Annotated in this window: 17 protein-coding genes; 7 read left to right on the forward strand and 10 right to left on the reverse strand. The window is 67.4% G+C overall.

Translation table 11 applies throughout. From position 1 onward, the window contains the following. Positions 1 to 61 precede the first annotated feature (61 nt). Positions 62 to 409 carry a hypothetical protein gene (locus WCE59_RS11965; RefSeq protein WP_343259005.1) on the reverse strand — a complete coding sequence of 116 codons (348 nt, stop codon included), beginning with the start codon at positions 407 to 409 and terminating at the stop codon, positions 62 to 64. A 35-nt stretch (positions 410 to 444) separates the two neighbouring features. Further along, complete coding sequence (locus tag WCE59_RS11970) at positions 445 to 1,653, reverse strand: DesA family fatty acid desaturase (protein WP_343259006.1); 1,209 nt, start codon at positions 1,651 to 1,653, stop codon at positions 445 to 447. Between the two features lie 156 nt (positions 1,654 to 1,809). On the opposite strand from WCE59_RS11970, the gene mutM reads away from it, so the two are divergent. The 3 genes from mutM (at position 1,810) to WCE59_RS11985 (ending at position 6,151) form a co-directional block, all read left to right on the forward strand. Next, a complete protein-coding gene (gene mutM, locus WCE59_RS11975) occupies positions 1,810 to 2,622 on the forward strand; it encodes a bifunctional DNA-formamidopyrimidine glycosylase/DNA-(apurinic or apyrimidinic site) lyase (protein ID WP_343259007.1) in 813 nt (270 codons plus the stop codon). A 72-nt stretch (positions 2,623 to 2,694) separates the two neighbouring features. Further along, positions 2,695 to 3,267, forward strand: coding sequence for an ECF-type sigma factor (locus WCE59_RS11980; RefSeq protein ID WP_343259008.1), 573 nt, complete (start codon positions 2,695 to 2,697; stop codon positions 3,265 to 3,267). 43 nt (positions 3,268 to 3,310) lie between these two features. After that, complete coding sequence (locus WCE59_RS11985) at positions 3,311 to 6,151, forward strand: serine/threonine-protein kinase (RefSeq protein ID WP_343259009.1); 2,841 nt, start codon at positions 3,311 to 3,313, stop codon at positions 6,149 to 6,151. A 20-nt stretch (positions 6,152 to 6,171) separates the two neighbouring features. Here the strand turns inward: WCE59_RS11985 and WCE59_RS11990 are convergent, their stop codons facing one another. Both WCE59_RS11990 and WCE59_RS11995 read right to left on the reverse strand, forming a co-directional pair. Beyond that, positions 6,172 to 6,795, reverse strand: coding sequence for a thymidine kinase (locus tag WCE59_RS11990; protein WP_343259010.1), 624 nt, complete (start codon positions 6,793 to 6,795; stop codon positions 6,172 to 6,174). Positions 6,796 to 6,869: 74 nt separating this feature from the next. Continuing rightward, on the reverse strand, positions 6,870 to 7,586 hold the full coding sequence (locus tag WCE59_RS11995) for a hypothetical protein (protein WP_343259011.1): 717 nt from the start codon (positions 7,584 to 7,586) through the stop codon (positions 6,870 to 6,872). Between the two features lie 121 nt (positions 7,587 to 7,707). Here WCE59_RS11995 and WCE59_RS12000 point away from each other — a divergent pair, with 121 nt between their 5' ends. The 3 genes from WCE59_RS12000 to WCE59_RS12010 all read left to right on the forward strand — a co-directional run bounded on the left by WCE59_RS12000 (position 7,708) and on the right by WCE59_RS12010 (position 12,391). Beyond that, the gene (locus WCE59_RS12000) at positions 7,708 to 9,693 is read left to right on the forward strand and encodes a UvrD-helicase domain-containing protein (RefSeq protein ID WP_343259012.1); all 1,986 of its coding nucleotides are present in this window, start codon (positions 7,708 to 7,710) and stop codon (positions 9,691 to 9,693) included. Positions 9,694 to 9,762: 69 nt separating this feature from the next. Beyond that, positions 9,763 to 10,659 carry a 5'-nucleotidase, lipoprotein e(P4) family gene (locus tag WCE59_RS12005; RefSeq protein ID WP_343259013.1) on the forward strand — a complete coding sequence of 299 codons (897 nt, stop codon included), beginning with the start codon at positions 9,763 to 9,765 and terminating at the stop codon, positions 10,657 to 10,659. Positions 10,660 to 11,371: 712 nt separating this feature from the next. Beyond that, positions 11,372 to 12,391, forward strand: coding sequence for a hypothetical protein (locus WCE59_RS12010; protein ID WP_343259014.1), 1,020 nt, complete (start codon positions 11,372 to 11,374; stop codon positions 12,389 to 12,391). A 233-nt stretch (positions 12,392 to 12,624) separates the two neighbouring features. Here the strand turns inward: WCE59_RS12010 and WCE59_RS12015 are convergent, their stop codons facing one another. Then, positions 12,625 to 12,936: a hypothetical protein gene (locus WCE59_RS12015; RefSeq protein ID WP_343259015.1), complete on the reverse strand. Its 312-nt coding sequence runs from the start codon at positions 12,934 to 12,936 to the stop codon at positions 12,625 to 12,627. A 160-nt stretch (positions 12,937 to 13,096) separates the two neighbouring features. Here WCE59_RS12015 and WCE59_RS12020 point away from each other — a divergent pair, with 160 nt between their 5' ends. Next, the gene (locus WCE59_RS12020; RefSeq protein WP_343259016.1) at positions 13,097 to 13,669 is read left to right on the forward strand and encodes a hypothetical protein; all 573 of its coding nucleotides are present in this window, start codon (positions 13,097 to 13,099) and stop codon (positions 13,667 to 13,669) included. 37 nt (positions 13,670 to 13,706) lie between these two features. Here the strand turns inward: WCE59_RS12020 and WCE59_RS12025 are convergent, their stop codons facing one another. Genes WCE59_RS12025 through WCE59_RS12045 form a run of 5 tightly spaced genes read right to left on the reverse strand, consistent with a single transcriptional unit; the run spans position 13,707 to position 17,533 of the window. Then, the gene (locus WCE59_RS12025) at positions 13,707 to 14,387 is read right to left on the reverse strand and encodes a hypothetical protein (RefSeq protein WP_343259017.1); all 681 of its coding nucleotides are present in this window, start codon (positions 14,385 to 14,387) and stop codon (positions 13,707 to 13,709) included. Further along, positions 14,384 to 14,890, reverse strand: coding sequence for a hypothetical protein (locus WCE59_RS12030; RefSeq protein WP_343259018.1), 507 nt, complete (start codon positions 14,888 to 14,890; stop codon positions 14,384 to 14,386). Before WCE59_RS12030 ends, WCE59_RS12025 begins: the two co-directional genes overlap by 4 nt. Then, a complete protein-coding gene (locus tag WCE59_RS12035; RefSeq protein WP_343259019.1) occupies positions 14,887 to 16,212 on the reverse strand; it encodes a FliI/YscN family ATPase in 1,326 nt (441 codons plus the stop codon). The genes WCE59_RS12030 and WCE59_RS12035 overlap by 4 nt, the downstream gene beginning before the upstream one ends. After that, entirely contained in the window at positions 16,209 to 16,901 is a 693-nt protein-coding gene (locus tag WCE59_RS12040) for a FliH/SctL family protein (protein WP_343259020.1), read from the reverse strand. The genes WCE59_RS12035 and WCE59_RS12040 overlap by 4 nt, the downstream gene beginning before the upstream one ends. Beyond that, positions 16,898 to 17,533 carry a hypothetical protein gene (locus WCE59_RS12045; protein ID WP_343259021.1) on the reverse strand — a complete coding sequence of 212 codons (636 nt, stop codon included), beginning with the start codon at positions 17,531 to 17,533 and terminating at the stop codon, positions 16,898 to 16,900. The genes WCE59_RS12040 and WCE59_RS12045 overlap by 4 nt, the downstream gene beginning before the upstream one ends. Positions 17,534 to 17,538 lie beyond the last annotated feature (5 nt).

Here is a 17,538-nt window from a genome sequence, read left to right on the forward strand (position 1 = left end):
AACCCAGTCGACCTTGGTCTTACATACTTTCCGCGTAACTGCGGGAAATTACTGGATTTTTTCAGCGCGGCGGCGCGGCCAGCTCACGCCCGTCCAGGAAGCCGTCGCGGTTGGCGTCCTGGCGGTTGAAGCGCTCGGTCAGCCGCGCCCGGTGCTCGGCAAGCGTCACCTGCCGGCCCTTGCCACCCGGAAGCTCATCGGCTGTCAGCACGCCGTCGCCATTGCGGTCCATGCGTTCGAACGCATAGGTCATCCAGGCCAGGTACTCATCCAGCGAGACCCGGCCATCGGCATCGGTATCCATCCGCTCAAGATACTCGGCGGTGGCCTGCACCTGGGCCGCTGCCAACCCCGGCGCCAGCAGCAGTATCAACGCGATCGCCGCAGGCCCCAGCGCCGATCGCCGCATGGGCGGTTGGCGACGGGAACCTGCGGCGCGCGAAATCACGTCCGCGCGTTCTGCAGTGAATAGCCCTTGAGCCGCTGTGCATAGTCGTGCAGCAGGCGGTTGCCGCTTTCTTCGGCTTCCCTGCACCATTCCTGCAGCTGGGCCAGGCGCTCGGAAGCGTCATGGCTGCGGGCTTCCAGCACGTTGCGCAGGCGCGCCCGGTATTCGATCAGGGTGTGGATCCGCGGGCGCTCTTCCACCCAGCGCTGCAGCTGTTCGCGGGCTTCGGGCTGGAGCCAGCGGCCATCATCGGCCAGGCCCTTGCGCAGCTTGCGCGGCAGCAGCGCGCGCATTTTCTCGCCGGCCAGCCGCGCTTCCTCGCGCAGCGCCGGCTTGAGCACCTTGCGCTGGTAGTCGGTCATGGCCTGGAAGCGCAGCGCCAGCAGCGCGCGCATGGTGTCGGTATCGGGCACGTTGATGTTGGGCCGCACATCCAGCGACGGCGCCACCCGCAGCACCTTGGCCAGGCGCAGCTTCTGAAGCCCGCGGATCACCAGCCAGCCGATATCCAGCTCCCAGCGGCGCAGCGCGAACTTGGCCGAACTGGGAAACGCGTGGTGGTTGTTGTGCAGCTCTTCGCCACCGATCCATACCGCCCAGGGGGTCAGGTTGGTGGCGGTGTCGTTGGTTTCAAAGTTGCGATAGCCCCACCAGTGGCCCAGGCCGTTGACCACGCCAGCCGCCCAGAACGGGATCCATGCCATCTGGATCGCCCAGATCGCGACCCCGGCAAAGCCGAACAGGGTGAACTGGATCACCAGCAGCACCACCGGCCCCATCGTGGCCCAGGGGGTATACAGCCGGCGCTCGATCCAGTCGTCCGGCGTGCCCTTGCCGTACTGCTCCATGTCGCCGCGCTGGCGGCGGGCTTCCCGGTACAGCTCCACCCCGCGCCAGAACACGTTGCCGATGCCCTTGTGCATCGGGCTGTGCGGATCTTCCTCGGTCTCGCACTTGGCGTGGTGCTTGCGGTGGATGGCCACCCACTCGCGGGTGATCATCGACGTGGTCAGCCACGTCCAGAAGCGGAAGAAATGCGCGATGACCGGATGGAAGTCCACGCCGCGATGGGCCTGGCTGCGGTGCAGATACAGGGTGACCGCAAGGATCGTCAGCTGGGTGGCCACCAGGAGAACGAGGGCAAGCTGCCAGAAACCGAACTGCAGCAGGCCACCGGCAAGGAAATCAAGCAGAAACGCGGGCATGGGGAGGGCGGTACCGTAACGAGGGGAAGACCGATCATGATGGAGGCTGCTGGTGCCGATTGCCATCCTTGCCGGCGTCCGGCAGGGACCGCATTCAGCACCGGCCCTGTGCTTTGTGGCCTTGCGCACCCACGCCGTCGCCACCACCTTGAGCGGATGCCCGAACTTCCCGAAGTTGAAACCACCCGCCGCGGCCTGGCGCCCCACCTGACCGGGCGCACCGTTGGCCAGGTCATCCTGCGCCGGCCCGATCTGCGCTGGCCGATTCCGCCCGAGATCCAGGCCCTGCTGCCCGGACAACGCGTCAACGGCGTGCATCGGCGGGCCAAATACCTGCTGCTGGAAACCGGTGCCGGCAGCGCGCTGATCCACCTGGGCATGTCCGGCAGCCTGCGGGTGATCGACGCGACCACCCCGGTCCGCGCCCATGATCATTTCGACCTGGTGCTGGACAGCGGCCAGGCGATGCGCTTCAACGATCCGCGCCGCTTCGGCTGCCTGCTCTGGCAGCCCCCCGGCGAGCACCACCCGCTGCTGCAGGCGCTGGGCCCGGAACCCCTGTCCGAAGACTTCAGCGGCGCTTGGCTGTGGTCGCGCTCCCGCGGGCGCCGGGCCCCGATCAAGACCTTCCTGATGGACCAGAAGACCGTGGTCGGCGTGGGCAATATCTATGCCGCCGAAGCGCTGTTCATGGCCGGCATTTCCCCACTGCGGCCGGCCGGACGCATCTCGCGCGAGCGCTACGAAGCACTGGCCGCGGCGGTGAAGCAGATCCTGCTGGCCGCAATCGAGCGCGGCGGCACCACCCTGCGCGACTTCCTGACCCCGGATGGCGCGCCCGGCTATTTCGAACAGGAACTGTCCACCTATGGCCGTGGCGGCCAGCCCTGCCAGCACTGCGGCCGCCCCCTGAAGCAGGCCCTGATCGGCCAGCGCACCTCGGTGTGGTGCGGCCACTGCCAGCGCTGAGCGTCCCGGCGTCACGCCACACAGCCTCATAAACTAAGGTATATAGTCATTCCATCACCGCAGGGGACAGGGATGGCGGATAGCGCAGATATCACCCAATGGCTGGACGCCGCCCGGGATGGCGATCGCGGCGCGCTCGACCGGGTGCTTTCCACCCTGTACCAGGAGCTGCACTCCATGGCACGGCGCCAGCTGGCGGGCCAGTATGGACAGACCCTGGACGCGACCGCGCTGGTCCACGAGGCCTATATGAAACTTGCCGGCGGGCGCGCCGCGAAGTTCGAGGATCGCACCCACTTCTTTGCCTACGCCGCCTCGGCCATGCGCAGCGTGGTGGTGGACTACGCGCGCCAGCGCATGGCCCGCAAGCGCGGCGGCGACATGCATCGGGTCACCGACCTGCCCGAGGATCTTCCCGGCGGACTGCACCTGGACGAGGACATGCTGGCACTGGATGCCGCCCTCAACAGCCTGGCCGCTACCGACGAGCGCCTGGCACGCGTGGTGGAGCTGCGTTATTTCGCCGGTCTGTCCGAGGTTGAAATCGCCACGCTGATGGAGCGCTCCGAGCGCAGCGTGCGGCGGGACTGGCAGAAAGCGCGGCTGTACCTGCTGGCGATGCTGCAGGATGACCCGGCCGACTGAACCTGCGACGGCGGACCTGCGCCGCTGCCGCGGCTGATCGGCCATGGACGCCGAACGCTGGCTCAAACTGTCTCCACTGCTGGATGCGCTGCTGGAGCTGGAGCCGGCCGAACGCCAGTCCAGCCTTGCCTCATTACGCGAAGACGACCCGGGCCTGGCCGACGAGCTGGAAAAACTGCTGGCCCTGGAACAGGGTCGGGAAGGCTTTCTGCACACCCCGCTGGTGGCGCCGCTGCCCGGTATGCGGCCCGGTCTTGAGGTTGGGCCCTACCGGCTGGAACGCCTGCTGGGAGAAGGCGGCATGGGCCAGGTGTGGCTGGCCAGCCGCTCCGACGGGCTGTACCAGCGGCGGGTGGCGCTGAAGCTGCTGCGTCCCGGCCTGGCCGACCCCGGCCTGCGCCTGCGCTTCACCCGTGAGCGCGAGATCCTGGCCCGGCTTGAACACGCCCACATTGCCCGCCTGCTGGATGCAGGCATCAGCGCCGACAACCAGCCCTACCTGGCGCTGGACTATGTGGACGGCGAGCCGATCAGCGACTGGTGCGCTCGCCGCGGCCTGGCGGTACGTCCGCTGGTGCAGCTGTTCCTGCAGGTCTGTGACGCGGTCAGCCACGCCCACGCCAACCTGATCGTCCACCGCGACCTCAAGCCATCCAATATTCTGGTCACGCCGCTGGATGAAGTGCGCCTGCTCGACTTCGGCATTGCCAAGCTGCTCGACAGCGTCGACACCCCGGAGCAGACCCGCACCGGCGCGCGCGCTTTCACCCTGCACTACGCCGCGCCCGAACAGATCCGCGGCGAACCGGTGTCCACGCTGACCGATGTGTATTCACTCGGCGTGGTGCTGTATGAATTGCTGGCCGGCACCAAACCCTACGTGCCCAAGCGGCCCAGTGACGCCCAGTGGGAAGAGGCGATCCTGGCCAGCGACCCCATCCGTCCCTCGCAGGCCCTGCTACGACGGGCCGACACCGAACCGCAGGCCACCCAATCACTGCAGCGGCGCGCCCGCGTGGTGGCCGGAGACCTGGACAACATCGTCCTCAAGGCGCTGTCCAAGCGCTACGAGCACCGCTATGCCTCGGTCGAAGCCATGGCCCTGGACCTGCAGCGTTACCTGGAAGGCCGTCCGGTCCTGGCCCGCCCCCAGCGGCTGGGCTATCGGGTCGGCAAGTTCATCCGCCGCCACCGCTGGCCACTGGCCACCGCCCTGCTTGGGGTGGTGGCGCTGTCCTCGGCGCTGGGACTGGTGGCTTGGCAATCGCGCCAGTCACTGCTGGATGCCGGCCGCGCGCAGGCCATGCAGAACTTTGTCATCAGCCTGTTCCAGGATGCCGGCGAGGGTCCGGAGGGCGCACCGCTGGATGTGCGCCAGCTGCTGGAAGCCGGCGTGGAACGGGGTGAAGTGGAGCTGGCCGCGCAGCCGGTGGCACGGGCCGGGCTGCTGGGTGTGATTGCCAGGCTGCGGCTGGGCCTGGGCGACCACCCGCAGGCGCTGGACCTGCTGCGCCGCCAGGCCGGATTGCTGGCCACCGTGGACAGCGCCCCGGCTGGGTTGCGGCTGGAAGCAACCACCGACCTGGGCCGGGCGTTGCGCCTCACCCGGCAGCCGGCCGAATGCATCGAACACATGCGTCCGCTGCAATCTCTGGCCCGCCGCGAAGAGCGACGGCTGCCGCGCCAGGCCAGCGGCTTCTATTCCCAGCTTGGCCGCTGTCATCGCGATCTTCATGAGAGCGAACACGCCAGCGCGCTGTTCCGCCGCTCGCTGTCGCTGCGCCGCGACCGTCTGGCGGGAAGCTCCGGGATCGGCGAAAACATGGCGGACCTGGCCGGGCTGGAAGCCGACGCCGGCCACCCGCAGGAAGCGCTGTCCGGCCTGACGGCAGCACTGGCCCAATTGCAGGACACGGTGGGCGATCGCAACCCCATGACCATCCGGGTGCTGCGCGAGCTCTGCACCCAGCGCTGGAATGCGGGCCAGCAGCAGGCTGCGCTGGGCACCTGCGCGCGGGCGGCCACCCTGTCGGCTGGCCTGCATGGCGAGCAGCACCGCACCACCATCGACGCCCAGCGGGACCATGCTGTGCTGCTGGCGGCGCTGGGACGTTACGGTGAGGCCGCGGCACTGCAGGCGGAAGTGTTGACCAAGCTGCGTACGCGCCTGGGAGCGGCCCATCCGGAAGTGGCAGCGGCCCACCATGCGCTGGCGCTCACTGTCTGGGAGCAGGGCCAGCGAACCGCCGCCCTGGAGCATCTGGACGAGGCCCTGACGATCTGGAAGGGCCAACCTGATACGCCCCGTCTGGTCATAGCCCTGACCGACCGGGCCATGATCCTGAGCCGCGACCGCCGCCACCGCGAGGCCCTGGCCAGTCTGGAACAGGCACTTCAAGCCGCTTCCGACGAATCAGATCTCTCACCTCCGGCGGGGTCGGCGCGCGCGTTGCGCCTGCTCGCTGAAACGCTGGCCGCGCTGGGTCAGCCCGCACAGGCCCGTGACGCCTACAGCCGTGCCCGGCAGGCGGCCCTGCGCGATGGAAGTCCCGATCATCCGACCACGCTGGAGATCGAACTGTCCCAGGCGGTATTCGACCTGCGCCAGGGGGATCCCGACGCGTCGCGGCGACTGCAACAGCTGGCACAGCGCCCTGCACACGGGCCGGCGCGCGCGGTGTCCTGGCTCGCCCGCGCCCAGCTGGCCGCGGCCGACTGCGAAGATGCCCAAACCGCCGCCCAGGCCCGCCAATCTCTACGAAGCCTGGACGGCACGGTCCATGCAGCGCTGCCCGAAGGCGGGGCAATCGCCGCCGAAATCCGCGACCTGCGACAGGCCTGCGAAACCGCCGCAACCATCGATCCGACAGACACGGCGCCCTGACCGGCTACGCCAGAGCCTGGTCAGTCCAGCGGCAGATCCGGCTGCAGCGGCTCGATCCGGCCCTGGCCCTGCATGATCTTCTTGAACTCCGCGCGGCTCACCGACACGTAGCGTCCATTGCCGCCAATCTCCAGCTGCGGGCCGGCCTGTACCGCAAAGCCGGCCTCGTCCACGCGCACCGTCATCGTGGCCTTGCTGCCGCTGTGGCAGATGGTCTTGATCTCCACCAGCTCATCGGCCCAGGCCAGCAGGTACTGGCTGCCTTCAAACAGCTCCCCGCGAAAATCGGTGCGCAGCCCGTAGCACAGCACCGGCACACCCAGCGCATCGGCCACCTCGCTCAGCTGCCAGACCTGGCTGCGGCTCAAAAACTGCGCCTCGTCCACCAGCACGCAGTGCAGGATGCCGTTGGCGGCGATCTCACGCTGCACCAGCACCTGCAGGTCGTCAGTGGCGGCAAACGCCACGCCTTCGGCCTGCAGCCCGATCCGCGAGGCGACCCGCCCGCTGCCGGCGCGGTCGTCCAGCGCCGGGGTGAGAATCAGGGTGCGCATGCCGCGCTCGCGGTAGTTGTGCGCCGACTGCAGCAGGGTGGTGGTCTTGCCGGCGTTCATCGCCGAATAGTAGAAATAGAGCTTGGCCATGGGGGAAGTTTAATGCCCCCGCCCACGGCCAGTCGGCAACACCTGCAACACCTGCAACACCTGCAACCGATGAATCAGTCGCCCTCGGGCGATTCGTCCTGCTTCACCGCCTCGATGTCACCGATATCCACGTTTCCGGTCCGCGGCTCCATCCACACCGCATCGTGCCAGGCCTGGTACAGCTCGGGATCCCAGAACTTGGGATCATAGAAACGGCTGCCGTCGATGCTCAGCATCTGCCCACCCGGGCCGGCGATGAAGATCTGCACGTTGCCGGTGAAACCGGTGCGGCTTCCCGTCATCCGGCTGCGCGCCCTGCGCAGGGCCCCATCGATTCTTGGACGCGCCGTTGCGTCGCCATATTCGGCGTATACCGCCTCCCCACGGCGGATGGCTTCCGCCTGCTGCTCCGGGTCCAGCCGGTTCCAATACCGCTCGCGCAGGGTCAGAAAGCCCCGGTAGGACCGCTCCGCGGCAAGGTCCATCCATGCGTAAGCCAGCACCGGGTCCCGCTCGACGCCCTCGCCGGTCCACAGCATCTCCGCAACCATCGCCTGCGACACCTTGTCCGCGTAGCGGGCCGCACGCCGGAAAAAGACGAATGCTTCCTCAGGGCGCCCCTCCCCCTGGGCCTTCAATCCCAGGTGGCGGAACCTGAGGTCCGGATGGGCGGACAGGAATGTTTCGCTGGTAACCAGCTGATCTTCACTGACCTGGGCGTACGCAGGAAACAACGTCGGCGCACCGGCCAGCGCGCCGATGATCACCGCCGCAACAAGATGATGACGCATCAAATCCTCTCCCTATGATCTGCATCGCGACACGGCCGCGCTGAATGATACCCGCCGAAAGCGGCCAGCCCGACCCTGTAAACTTGCGGCCCGTCCGCGCGGCCGATCTTTCGCTTCTGCAATGCTCAATCCACAACAATCCGCCGCCGTCGCATACGCCGATGGCCCCCTGCTGGTGCTGGCGGGTGCCGGCAGCGGCAAAACCCGCGTGATCGTTGAAAAGATCGCCCAGCTGATCAGCTCCGGCCGCTACCCCGCCCGACGCATCGCGGCGATCACCTTCACCAACAAGTCGGCCAAGGAAATGCGCGAGCGGGTGGCGCAGCGGATCCGCGGCGATGGTGCGGAAGGCCTGACGGTATGCACGTTTCACGCTCTGGGCCTGCGGATGCTGCAGATCGAGCATGAACGCGTGGGGCTGCGGCGCGGGTTTTCGGTATTCGACATGGACGATTGCCTGGGCCAGTTCCGCGACCTGCTGCCCGGCGCCAAGTCCGACGTGGTCCAGTCGATGCAGCAGCTGGTGTCGCGGGCCAAAAACGCCTGCCTGTCACCGGAAGAAGCGGCTGCGGCCGCCCGCACCAACCGCGAGCACGAGGCGGCCGCGCTGTATGCGCGCTACCAGGCGCGGCTGGAAACGTTCAACGCGGTGGATTTCGATGATCTGATCCGCCTGCCAGTGCAGATCCTGGAGAATGATGAAGACGCGCGGCTGGGCTGGCGCGAACGCATCGGCTACCTGCTGGTGGACGAATGCCAGGACACCAACGACGCGCAATACCGCCTGCTGAAAGCATTGGCCGGGCCGGCGGGCAATTTCACCTGCGTGGGCGATGACGACCAGAGCATCTACGCCTGGCGCGGCGCCAACCCGGAAAACCTGTCGCAACTGGGACAGGATTATCCGGACCTGAAGGTCGTCATGCTGGAGCAGAACTACCGCTGCTCCAACCGCGTGCTGCGGGCGGCCAACGCGCTGATCGCCAACAATCCACATGAACATCTCAAGACCCTGTGGAGCGACCGCGCGGATGGCGAGCGGATCCGGGTCTGGGAGTGCCGCGACGCCGCCCACGAGGCGGAACGGGTCGCGGCAGAGATCGACTTCCTTCACAACTCGCAGCAGATCCCGTGGAGCGATTTCTGCATCCTGTTCCGCAGCAACTACCAGTCCCGGGCGCTGGAGAAGGCCCTGCAGCTGATCCGCGTGCCCTATCACCTGTCCGGAGGCACGGCGTTCCTGGAGCGGGCCGAGGTCAAGGACGCGCTGTCGTGGCTGCGGCTGGTGGCCAATCCCGATGACGATTCCGCCTTCCTGCGCGCGGTGCAGTCGCCGCGGCGCGAGGTGGGCGCGACCACCCTGGCACGACTGGCGGAGCTGGCCCGCAACGCCGGCATGCCGATGGCGCGGGCGATCGAATCGATCAGTGTGCTCAAGCAGCTGCCGGCCCGGGCAGGCAGTGCGCTGGGCGGGTTCGCCGACATCCTTGGCAGGCTGCGCGCCGACGCCTCGCGGCTGCCGCCGGCCGATCTGGTCCGCAGCCTGTGCGAGCGCTCCGGGCTGCTGGCGGCGCTGCGCGCCCAGTGCAAGAACGAGGCCCAGTTCACCATCCGCCGCGGCAACCTGGACGAGCTGGCCGACTGGTTCGAAGCCGGCCCCGGCCGCCAGAACCGTGGCGCCGGTGCCGCCGAGCTCGCCGCGCAGCTGGCCCTGCTGACCCACGCCGACCGCGACGAAGGCGGCAACCAGGTGCGCCTGATGAGCATGCACGCGGCCAAGGGGCTGGAGTTCCGCTGCGTGTTCGTGATCGGTGTCAGCGACGGCACCCTGCCCCACGAAGCCAGCATCGACGAAGGCAGCCTGGATGAGGAGCGCCGCCTGCTCTACGTCGGCATCACCCGGGCCAAGGAGCGGCTGTGGCTGTCCTATCCGCGCGAGGTGCAGAAGTGGGGCAGCAAGCTGCGTCTGGAGCCCAGCCGCTTCCTGGATGAATTGCCGCCTGGCGAACTGCAGCGCGATGGCGCCGACCCGGTGGCCGATGCTGCACGCAAACAGGAACGCGCCAACGCGGGCTTCGCTGCGATCCAGGCCCTGCTCAACGACTGACCCCCGCCGCCGAACCGCTTGAGTACCCGCTTGGGTACACTCGGCGGCCACCCCATTCCGGAGCCAGCCATGCAGGCGCAACGTCCTTCCCAGATCCTCCTGCTCACGCCGCTGTTGGCGCTGGTCATCGCCGGCTGTGCCAGCGTGCCGGTCGCCTCGGCACCCACTGCCCCCACGGCCACGACCGACGACAACCTCAACGCCGTGCTGTGGGTCCAGCGCTCGCAGGAATTTGAAACCACGCTGATTTCGCTTTATCGCGGAGCCGTCAACCAGCTCGATGCCGCGCTGGCCGATCCACAGTGGGATGCCCTCGTGGCCGCCGAGCGCGACAACCCGGGCGAATGGCACGGCCTGCCGCCGGCGGTGATCCTGGATATCGACGAAACCGTGCTCGACAACTCCATCTACCAGGCGCGGCTGGTCCGCGACGGGCTGGAGTACGACGACGACACCTGGGCCGAATGGGTGGCCGAACAGCGCGCGACCCTGGTGCCCGGCGTGCTGGAGTTTGCACACGCCGCCAGCCAGCGGGGCGTGACCCTGTATTACGTCACCAACCGCGAGCACCGGCTGAAGGACGCCACGCTGGCCAACCTGCGCGCCCTCGGCCTGCCGGTGGCGCATGACGACGTTTTCCTGGGCCTGGGCATGGAAGTGGCCAACTGCGAGCAGGCAGGCAGCCGCAGCGGCAAGTTCTGCCGCCGCCAGCTGGTGGGTCGCAGCCACCGCGTGCTGATGCAGTTCGGCGACCAGCTCACCGACTTCATCCACCTGACCGCCAACACCAGCCAGGCGCGCGACGCCGCCGTGGTGGAACACAACAGCTGGTTCGGGGAACGCTGGTGGATGCTGCCCAACCCCACCTACGGCGGCTGGGAGCCGGCGCTGTTCAACAACGACTGGAGCCTGCCGCGGGAGCAGCGCCGCACGCTGAAACGCGAAGCGCTGAACACCGGAAGCTGATATTCGGGTCCTAGGGTCAGCCCCAGCTTTCAAAGGTCACCTGCACGGGTAGCGTTACAGCAAGACGCGCGACGAGGGGGGCGTTGCGCCCAACCGCTCCCGGAGCATTGGCATGGTGTCCTTCCCGAGCCCATCCAGAGTCATCTCCTCGCTGATCGGAGGAGGAGGAGGAGGGGGAGGCTCACCGCTGCATTCTCTCCATTCCTCACTCTCCTCAACGCTGTTCCGCCACGTTTCCAACGGCCCGTCCGGTGGTGGTCACCCTCTGGGGCTCGGATTTTCCGCCCCAGGACGCGGCCCTGGGGCTTTTCCCTGGGCAGGTGGGGGAGGCGGTCATGTTGCCTTCGACACACCCCGTGCAATCAGCCCCCAGCAGTTCGCGGACTCAGCCGCGGCCTCACGCGCACCTGGCCGGAACAGCGCGCCGATGCTCGCGCCTCCCACTCTTCCGGACGCTGCGCAGTCACCACGTGCGCAGGGACCTGCAGGCAATTCGGCCCTCCCGGCAAATTTCCCGTTGCCGGGCCAGGCAACTTCTCCAGCGTCTTCTGCCCAGTCCAGCTTGCGCGGCGCGCTGGGAGAAACCGTCGCAGCAGCGCGCGGCCTGTTGTCCGTCCTGCCAGACGCCACCGCATTGAGGCCCGAGGCAGCGAACGGGCGACCGAACAACTCCGGTCCGGCCAATGCCTCACTCTGGACACCCGCTTCAGGAATGCAGGCCAGCCCACTTGCCCCGGCGCCGGTGATCCAAACATTGGCCGCCTTTGCCCAGATGCTGCGGACTGCCTTCCCCGCCCAGACAACGGGCCCGATCCAGACGCATGGCATGGCGCAATCCGCCAGCCCCGGTTCACCGGGCATCGCGACGGCTCCGGGCATGACGGTTCCTGCCAATCTGATGGGCCAAGCGGGTCTCACCCAGGCACCGGCTCAGACCCTGCCCTCTGCATTTTTGGCAATGCGTGCCAACGGCGCCCAGGCGGCCCCCAACCCCGCCGCTGTACTCACAAGCCCACAGGGCACTCACCCGAGCCCAACATCAGCTTCGGCTGCTTCTGCTTCGGTGTTGAGCACGGCGCCAGCGTCAGTCCTGACATCATCCGCGCCCGCTGCGACACCGGCCGCCGCTTATCCCAATAATGCACACGTTGCCGGCTCCCAGGCCGCTGCCGCCCAGGCAGCGGGTTTTCTGGCATCGCCTGCGGGCAACCCACAGGCCACTGTATTGCTACAGGCCGCTGGCAATCCGCAATCGTTGAATCCAGCTGTAGTTGCGGCCCAGGCGGCGGTTCCTGGCCAGGGAGCCGTCGCGACAGCAGGCGGCAACCCGATGCTCGCGGGCACGCCGGCCCAGGCCCGCAGCGATGGAGTGGTCCCGGCCCATGGCCATACGGTGACCACGGCTGCACGCCAGCGAGCGGGGACCGGACGCTCAGGCCTGCAACACGGGATTAGCACGACACCCCCTGGCCATACCGGTGCGCGCAGCCAAGAACAAAGCGCGGAAGAGCGGGCCGACCGCACTTTCCACCGGCTTTACTGGCTGCTGGCACTCACCGCCTACATCAGTCTCGCGTTCACCGTAGTCCTGCTCCTGCCACTGTTTGGCAGCAGCGGAACCACTTTGGTACCCAGCGGCCAGCAGCGCTCGCTGGCAGGCCTGCTTGGTCTTGCCGCGCTGGGTTTCGGTGCCGGCATCGGAGCCTGGCTGCTGGCTCGAAGGCAGGGATAGTTTCTTCCCGCGCAAAGCTGGGGAGATGTCCGGGTGTCCGGACTTTCCGGTTGAAGAAGCATGCAGATACAGGACGCTGCCGGCGCGGGTGCGCGCGGGCGGGGCGGCGGCTGGTGCTTGCTACTTAATCTGCCACTTCACACAAAATCCAACGCACAAAAAAAGAGGCCCCGGAAACCGGGACCTCTTTGATCCACCGTTCCGGAGCGGCGTGAGCCGCCCCGGCTTGGGTGTTACTGCTTGCGGGCGACCGCGGTGTTGCCTTCACCGATGGACTTCAGCACGGTGCTCAGCGCGTTCATGTACATCGAGAACAGCTGGCTGTCGGCGGTCAGCTTGGCAGAGGCCCCAGCCGCCTTCTTGGCGTTGGAGCTGCCAACGTCGTTGGCGTGCTGCGTCATGCTGGTGGCGAGCTCACCCACCTTCTTGCCCATCGCCTCGGCGATCGCATGCAGCCAGCTCGACTTGCCACTGGTCTGGCCGCCGCTGAGGTTCAGCGAGCCGAGATTGGAAACGAGCGCGTTCACACTGGTCCAGTTATTCATGATTATTCCCTTTGCAATTCAATGATTGATTACAGACTTCACCAGCCCTGATTGTGGACAGGGCTGTTCACCACGACGCTCAGCCCGCGGGCGGTCCCCGCAGTCGTCTGGAGCGGGATCCCGTAGTGGAAGTGTGTTCAGGGAGTACGGCCCGGTCGCTTTGCACGACCTGCTGCCGGTCAGTCTGTTCGTCCTGTTCCTGGCTGGCCAGCCATTCACGGGCTTTGGTCTCGCCGTCACGCTCAATCCGCTGGGCGAGCTCCAACGCGCGCTGGACCTGCTGATCCTGCAGCGGCTGGAGTGCTTCGTCAAACTGCCTGACAAGAGCATCTCCGCTGTCCTGCTCCAGCCCGCCACTCTGGATGAGATCGTCGATGAGGGAGACCCATTCACCACGCTCGGGGAGGCTCAGACTCGGCTCGAGGGATGCGCGCTCAATTGCTGCGCGGCATTCCTGCATGATGCTCTCGAGCCCATCTTCGGTCATGTCCGGCAGATCGCTCAGCAGAGCTTGGATCTCGGTAGCAACCTGCTCACCCATGGGCTGGTCAGCCTCATGATCATGATCTTCAGCGGAAGCAACATCCGGAGCCTGACCGACCTGATCCAGTCGGACCGGGGACACCGGGTGTTTGCGATTCACTGCTCGGCGGGTAGGTCGTGCCATGAACGTTGCTGCCACCTGATCAATTGCATTCGAGTATTCCGCTTGCCAGAGAAGCCTACAAGCTAGGGCGGACCCTATATCAGCGGGTTCGTATCAACCTGTTTCAACCATGGAACTGCGGGTCGATTTCCAACGTACCCAGGTTGCGCTCGGCAAAGCGCCTGGCCAGTTCCGGCGCTGCTTCCTGGATGGCATCGAAGCTCTCGCGCGAACGTACGTCTGCACGCAGCAGCCAGCCATCGGCCGTTTTGGTCAGCAGCAGATCAGTCCCAGGCAGGGTGGCGTCGGCCATGCGCAGCAGCACCTGGCCATCGCGATCACCGGCGCTGTTGCCCCCAGCCACGGCGAGCTGTCGCAGGTGTCGCTCCACCAGGTCGGCAAAGGCTGCCGGATTGGACGACAGCGGCGCGACCGGGGCTGCCTGGCCACCATCGCGCAGCGCGGTCTGCGCCTGCAGCATGGCCAGCACTTCGGCCGGATCCATGTTCGACTGCCTCATCTGTTCGCTGTCGCCGCTGAACTGTCGGCCCGCCTCCACGGCATCTGCCGTGGCTGCCTGGCGGGCTGCATCCTGAGCCTGGCCACGCTGCTCCATATCCAGATCGCCTGCGCCCTTGAAACGGGCCGCGCTGAATTCATCGCGCGCCTCCTGGCGGCTCTGCATGAGGTTGCGGAAGCGTTCGGAACTTTCCGGCTGTGCGGGTTCGCGCCCGGTACGACGGTCACCGTCGGTCTTGCGGGCTTCGCCCACCGAATCCGACAGCTGGCTGCGTTCGATACTCATGGGTCACCTCGTTGTTGTCCGGCCATGCCGCGCATGGTCCGGCCCTGAAGCAGATCGGCGGTGGCTTCCTCTTCCTTCCGACCTTCCAGTGCAAACTGCTCAACCCGCCACGCATCCCGGCGCTTGTGCAGTGCGTCCTCGCGTCCCTTTGCCCGCACCCAGGCCTGCCGGGCCTGATCGAGCGCCTGCTCTGCGGCCTTGAGTCGCTCACGGGCCTGCTGCAGGTTCTTCTGTTCGGCCACGATGCGTTCGCCCAGCAGGTCGATGTGCGCCTCGCGCTGCTCCATCGCCACCGGCCAGGCCTGGCCGGGCGGTGGCGGATCCAGCAGACGGTGGCGCTGCGCAGCGCGCTCCTCGCCCAACGCCTGGATTCCGGCCTCGATCCGCTCGCACTGTTCGCGACAGGCCCGTGCCGCCGCCTGCTTCTCAAGCATCTCCATGCGCGCCTTGTCAGTGCGATGGGCGCGCAGCTTGATCAGCGTCTGGAGCGGATAGCGTTTCATCGGAACAGCTTCTTCACTGCATCCGCAGACTGGCTGAACTCGACCAGGTCAGTGGACGACTGCTGCAGCAGTTTGCGGATGGGGCCGATCTTTTCGATCGCCACGTCGGCTTCCGGATCGGTGCCGCGCTTGTACTCGCCCAGCTGCAGCAGCATTTCGATGTCTTCGTACTTGGCCAGATATTTGCGCAATTGCCCGGCCGCCCGCAGGTGCGCTTCATCCACCACCCGCGGCATGGTGCGGCTGAGGCTGGTGAGCACGTCGATCGCGGGGTAGTGGTAAGCGGCGGCCAGCTTGCGGGACAGCACGATGTGGCCATCAAGGATCGAGCGCACTTCTTCGACGATCGGATCGCCGCCGTCCTCGTCCTCGGCCAGCACGGTGTAGAAGGCGGTGATCGAGCCGTGTTCGTTGTTGCCGGCGCGTTCGAACAGGCGCGGCAGCGCACTGAACACCGATGGCGGGAAACCACGCCGGGCCGGCGGCTCGCCGATGGCAAGACCGACATCGCGCAGCGCACGGGCGAAACGGGTGACCGAATCGACCAGCAACAGCACTCGCTTGCCTCGATCACGGAAATGCTCGGCGATCGCTGTACCGACCCAGGCGGCGCGGCTTCGCTCCAGGGCGGGCCGGTCGGACGTGGCCACGACCACCACCGAGCGGGCCATGCCTTCCTCGCCCAGGTTGTCATGGATGAATTCGTTGACTTCGCGGCCGCGCTCGCCGACCAGCACGATCACGTTGACGTCGGCATCGCCGCCGCGGGCAAGCATGCCCAGCAGGGTGCTCTTGCCACCGCCGGCGACGGCAAAGATGCCTATGCGCTGGCCTTCACCCGCGGTCATGGTGGCGTCGATCGCCCGCACCCCGGTGGCAAACGGCTGCTCGATCAGGTTGCGGCTGAGCGGATTGGGCGAATCGGCGTAGATCGGTGCATCCACGGTCGGACCCAGCGGCCCTTTATCGTCGATCGGCTCACCGTGGGCATCCAGTACGCGACCGAGCAGGCCATCCCCGGCGCGCACCGCCGCCTGGCGACCCGTGGCATAGACCTCGGTGGTGGCCGAAATGCCATCCAGCGCGCCCAGCGGTGTCAGCAGGGTGTGTTGGCGGGCCACGCCCACCACCTCGGCTGCCAGGCGGAAGTCGGGATCGCCCTCACCGCGGGGATTGCGCAGGTAGCACAGCTCGCCGATCGAGGCCTTCAGGCCGGTCGCACGGATCAGGGTGCCGTAGGCATCGGCCACCCGGCCGACGCGCTCGATCCGGGTGACGGATGACAGCGCACTGAGCAGCGGATCGCCGGCGGGAGCACTCACGAGGCAGGCGCCTCCGCAGCTGCACCGGCCAACGCGGCGCGGATGGCCTCGATCTGCTGGGTCACACCCGCCCTGACCTCTCCGGCTTCCGATACCACCACGCAGCTGAGCGGATCCAGGCTTTCATCACCCACCAGCTCGATCACGCCCACGGCAGGATGCGCCTGGCGCACCGCGCCCAGGCCGGCTTCCACGCTCTCGCGCACATCCGGGTGGACCCGGATCAGCAGGAACTGTTCCGCCTGGGCGGCTTCCACGGCCTGCATCACCAGCGGTGGGACCACGGTAAGCGCGTCGAAGCCCGGGGCAATCCGGGCAACGATGGCACAGGACAGGTCGGTGATCCTGCCCGCGGCTTCCGCCAGCACCCGCGCGCGCCGCTCATTGAGTTCGGCCATCTTGCCGGTCATCTGCTGCTGCGCACGGGCCAGGCCTTCCGCAAAGCCGGCGGCGTGTCCTTCCTCGCGGGCTTTTGCCACTTCCTTTTCCGCCTGGGCATACAGCGCATTGACCTGGTCAAGCAGGCTGTCGAGCTCCGACAGCCGGGACCAGGCCGCGGCAGGCACCACCGGTGCAGTGACCGAACGCACGAACGCCCGCCGGTCCGTCACCACCACGGCATCCTGCGGCACCCGCGGTGCCGGTCGGCCCTGGGTCGCGCTGTGTCCGGGTGCGTTTGTCGCACTCATGGCCCTTCCCTCTTGGTCTCGTGATGGGTTACCAGCAGCAATACCGGTTTCTCCGGCAGATGAGCGGGGCCGGGCTCTTCGGGCGGATGCAACAGCGCCACCCACTCGCCCAGCGGGCGGTCCCGCTGCGCTGCCCAGCCGCGCAATTCGCTGCGACCCTGGCGTTCGAACAGCGCATGAAGTGCCGCATCGTCTTCGCGGGTGCGCAGCGCTTCCATCAGCGGGGTCCACGCCTGCTGCTGACGACGCAGCACGTCGTCTTCGACCCTTGCATTCCAGATGGTGCGGTCCAGTGGCAACAGGTAGCTGCTGCCCAGCGCCCGCTTGAGCCTGCGCACCGAGTCCCGCCCCACCTCGGCGCGGATCAACGGTGCGTACGCCAATACGCCCAGGTCCCGGATCAGCGCCGCCAGCCGCGCACGCGGCCAGCGCAGGACAGCGCTGGGGATGGCATGCCCCGGCCGGGGCGCCAGCAGCGCATCGGCCGCACCCGCCTGCAGCAACGTCCGCGCAAGCAGTCTGCGCCCCAACTGCGAGCGGCCGGCACGGGCCACCAGCCGCTGATCGACGGGCCCTGCCTTATCGGCATACCAGCCCGGGTCAACCTCGGCGAACAGCGGCTGGAGCGGCATGGCCC

It is taken from the genome of Luteimonas qiangzhengi (assembly GCF_039548515.1).
Classification (GTDB): Bacteria; Pseudomonadota; Gammaproteobacteria; order Xanthomonadales; family Xanthomonadaceae; genus Luteimonas.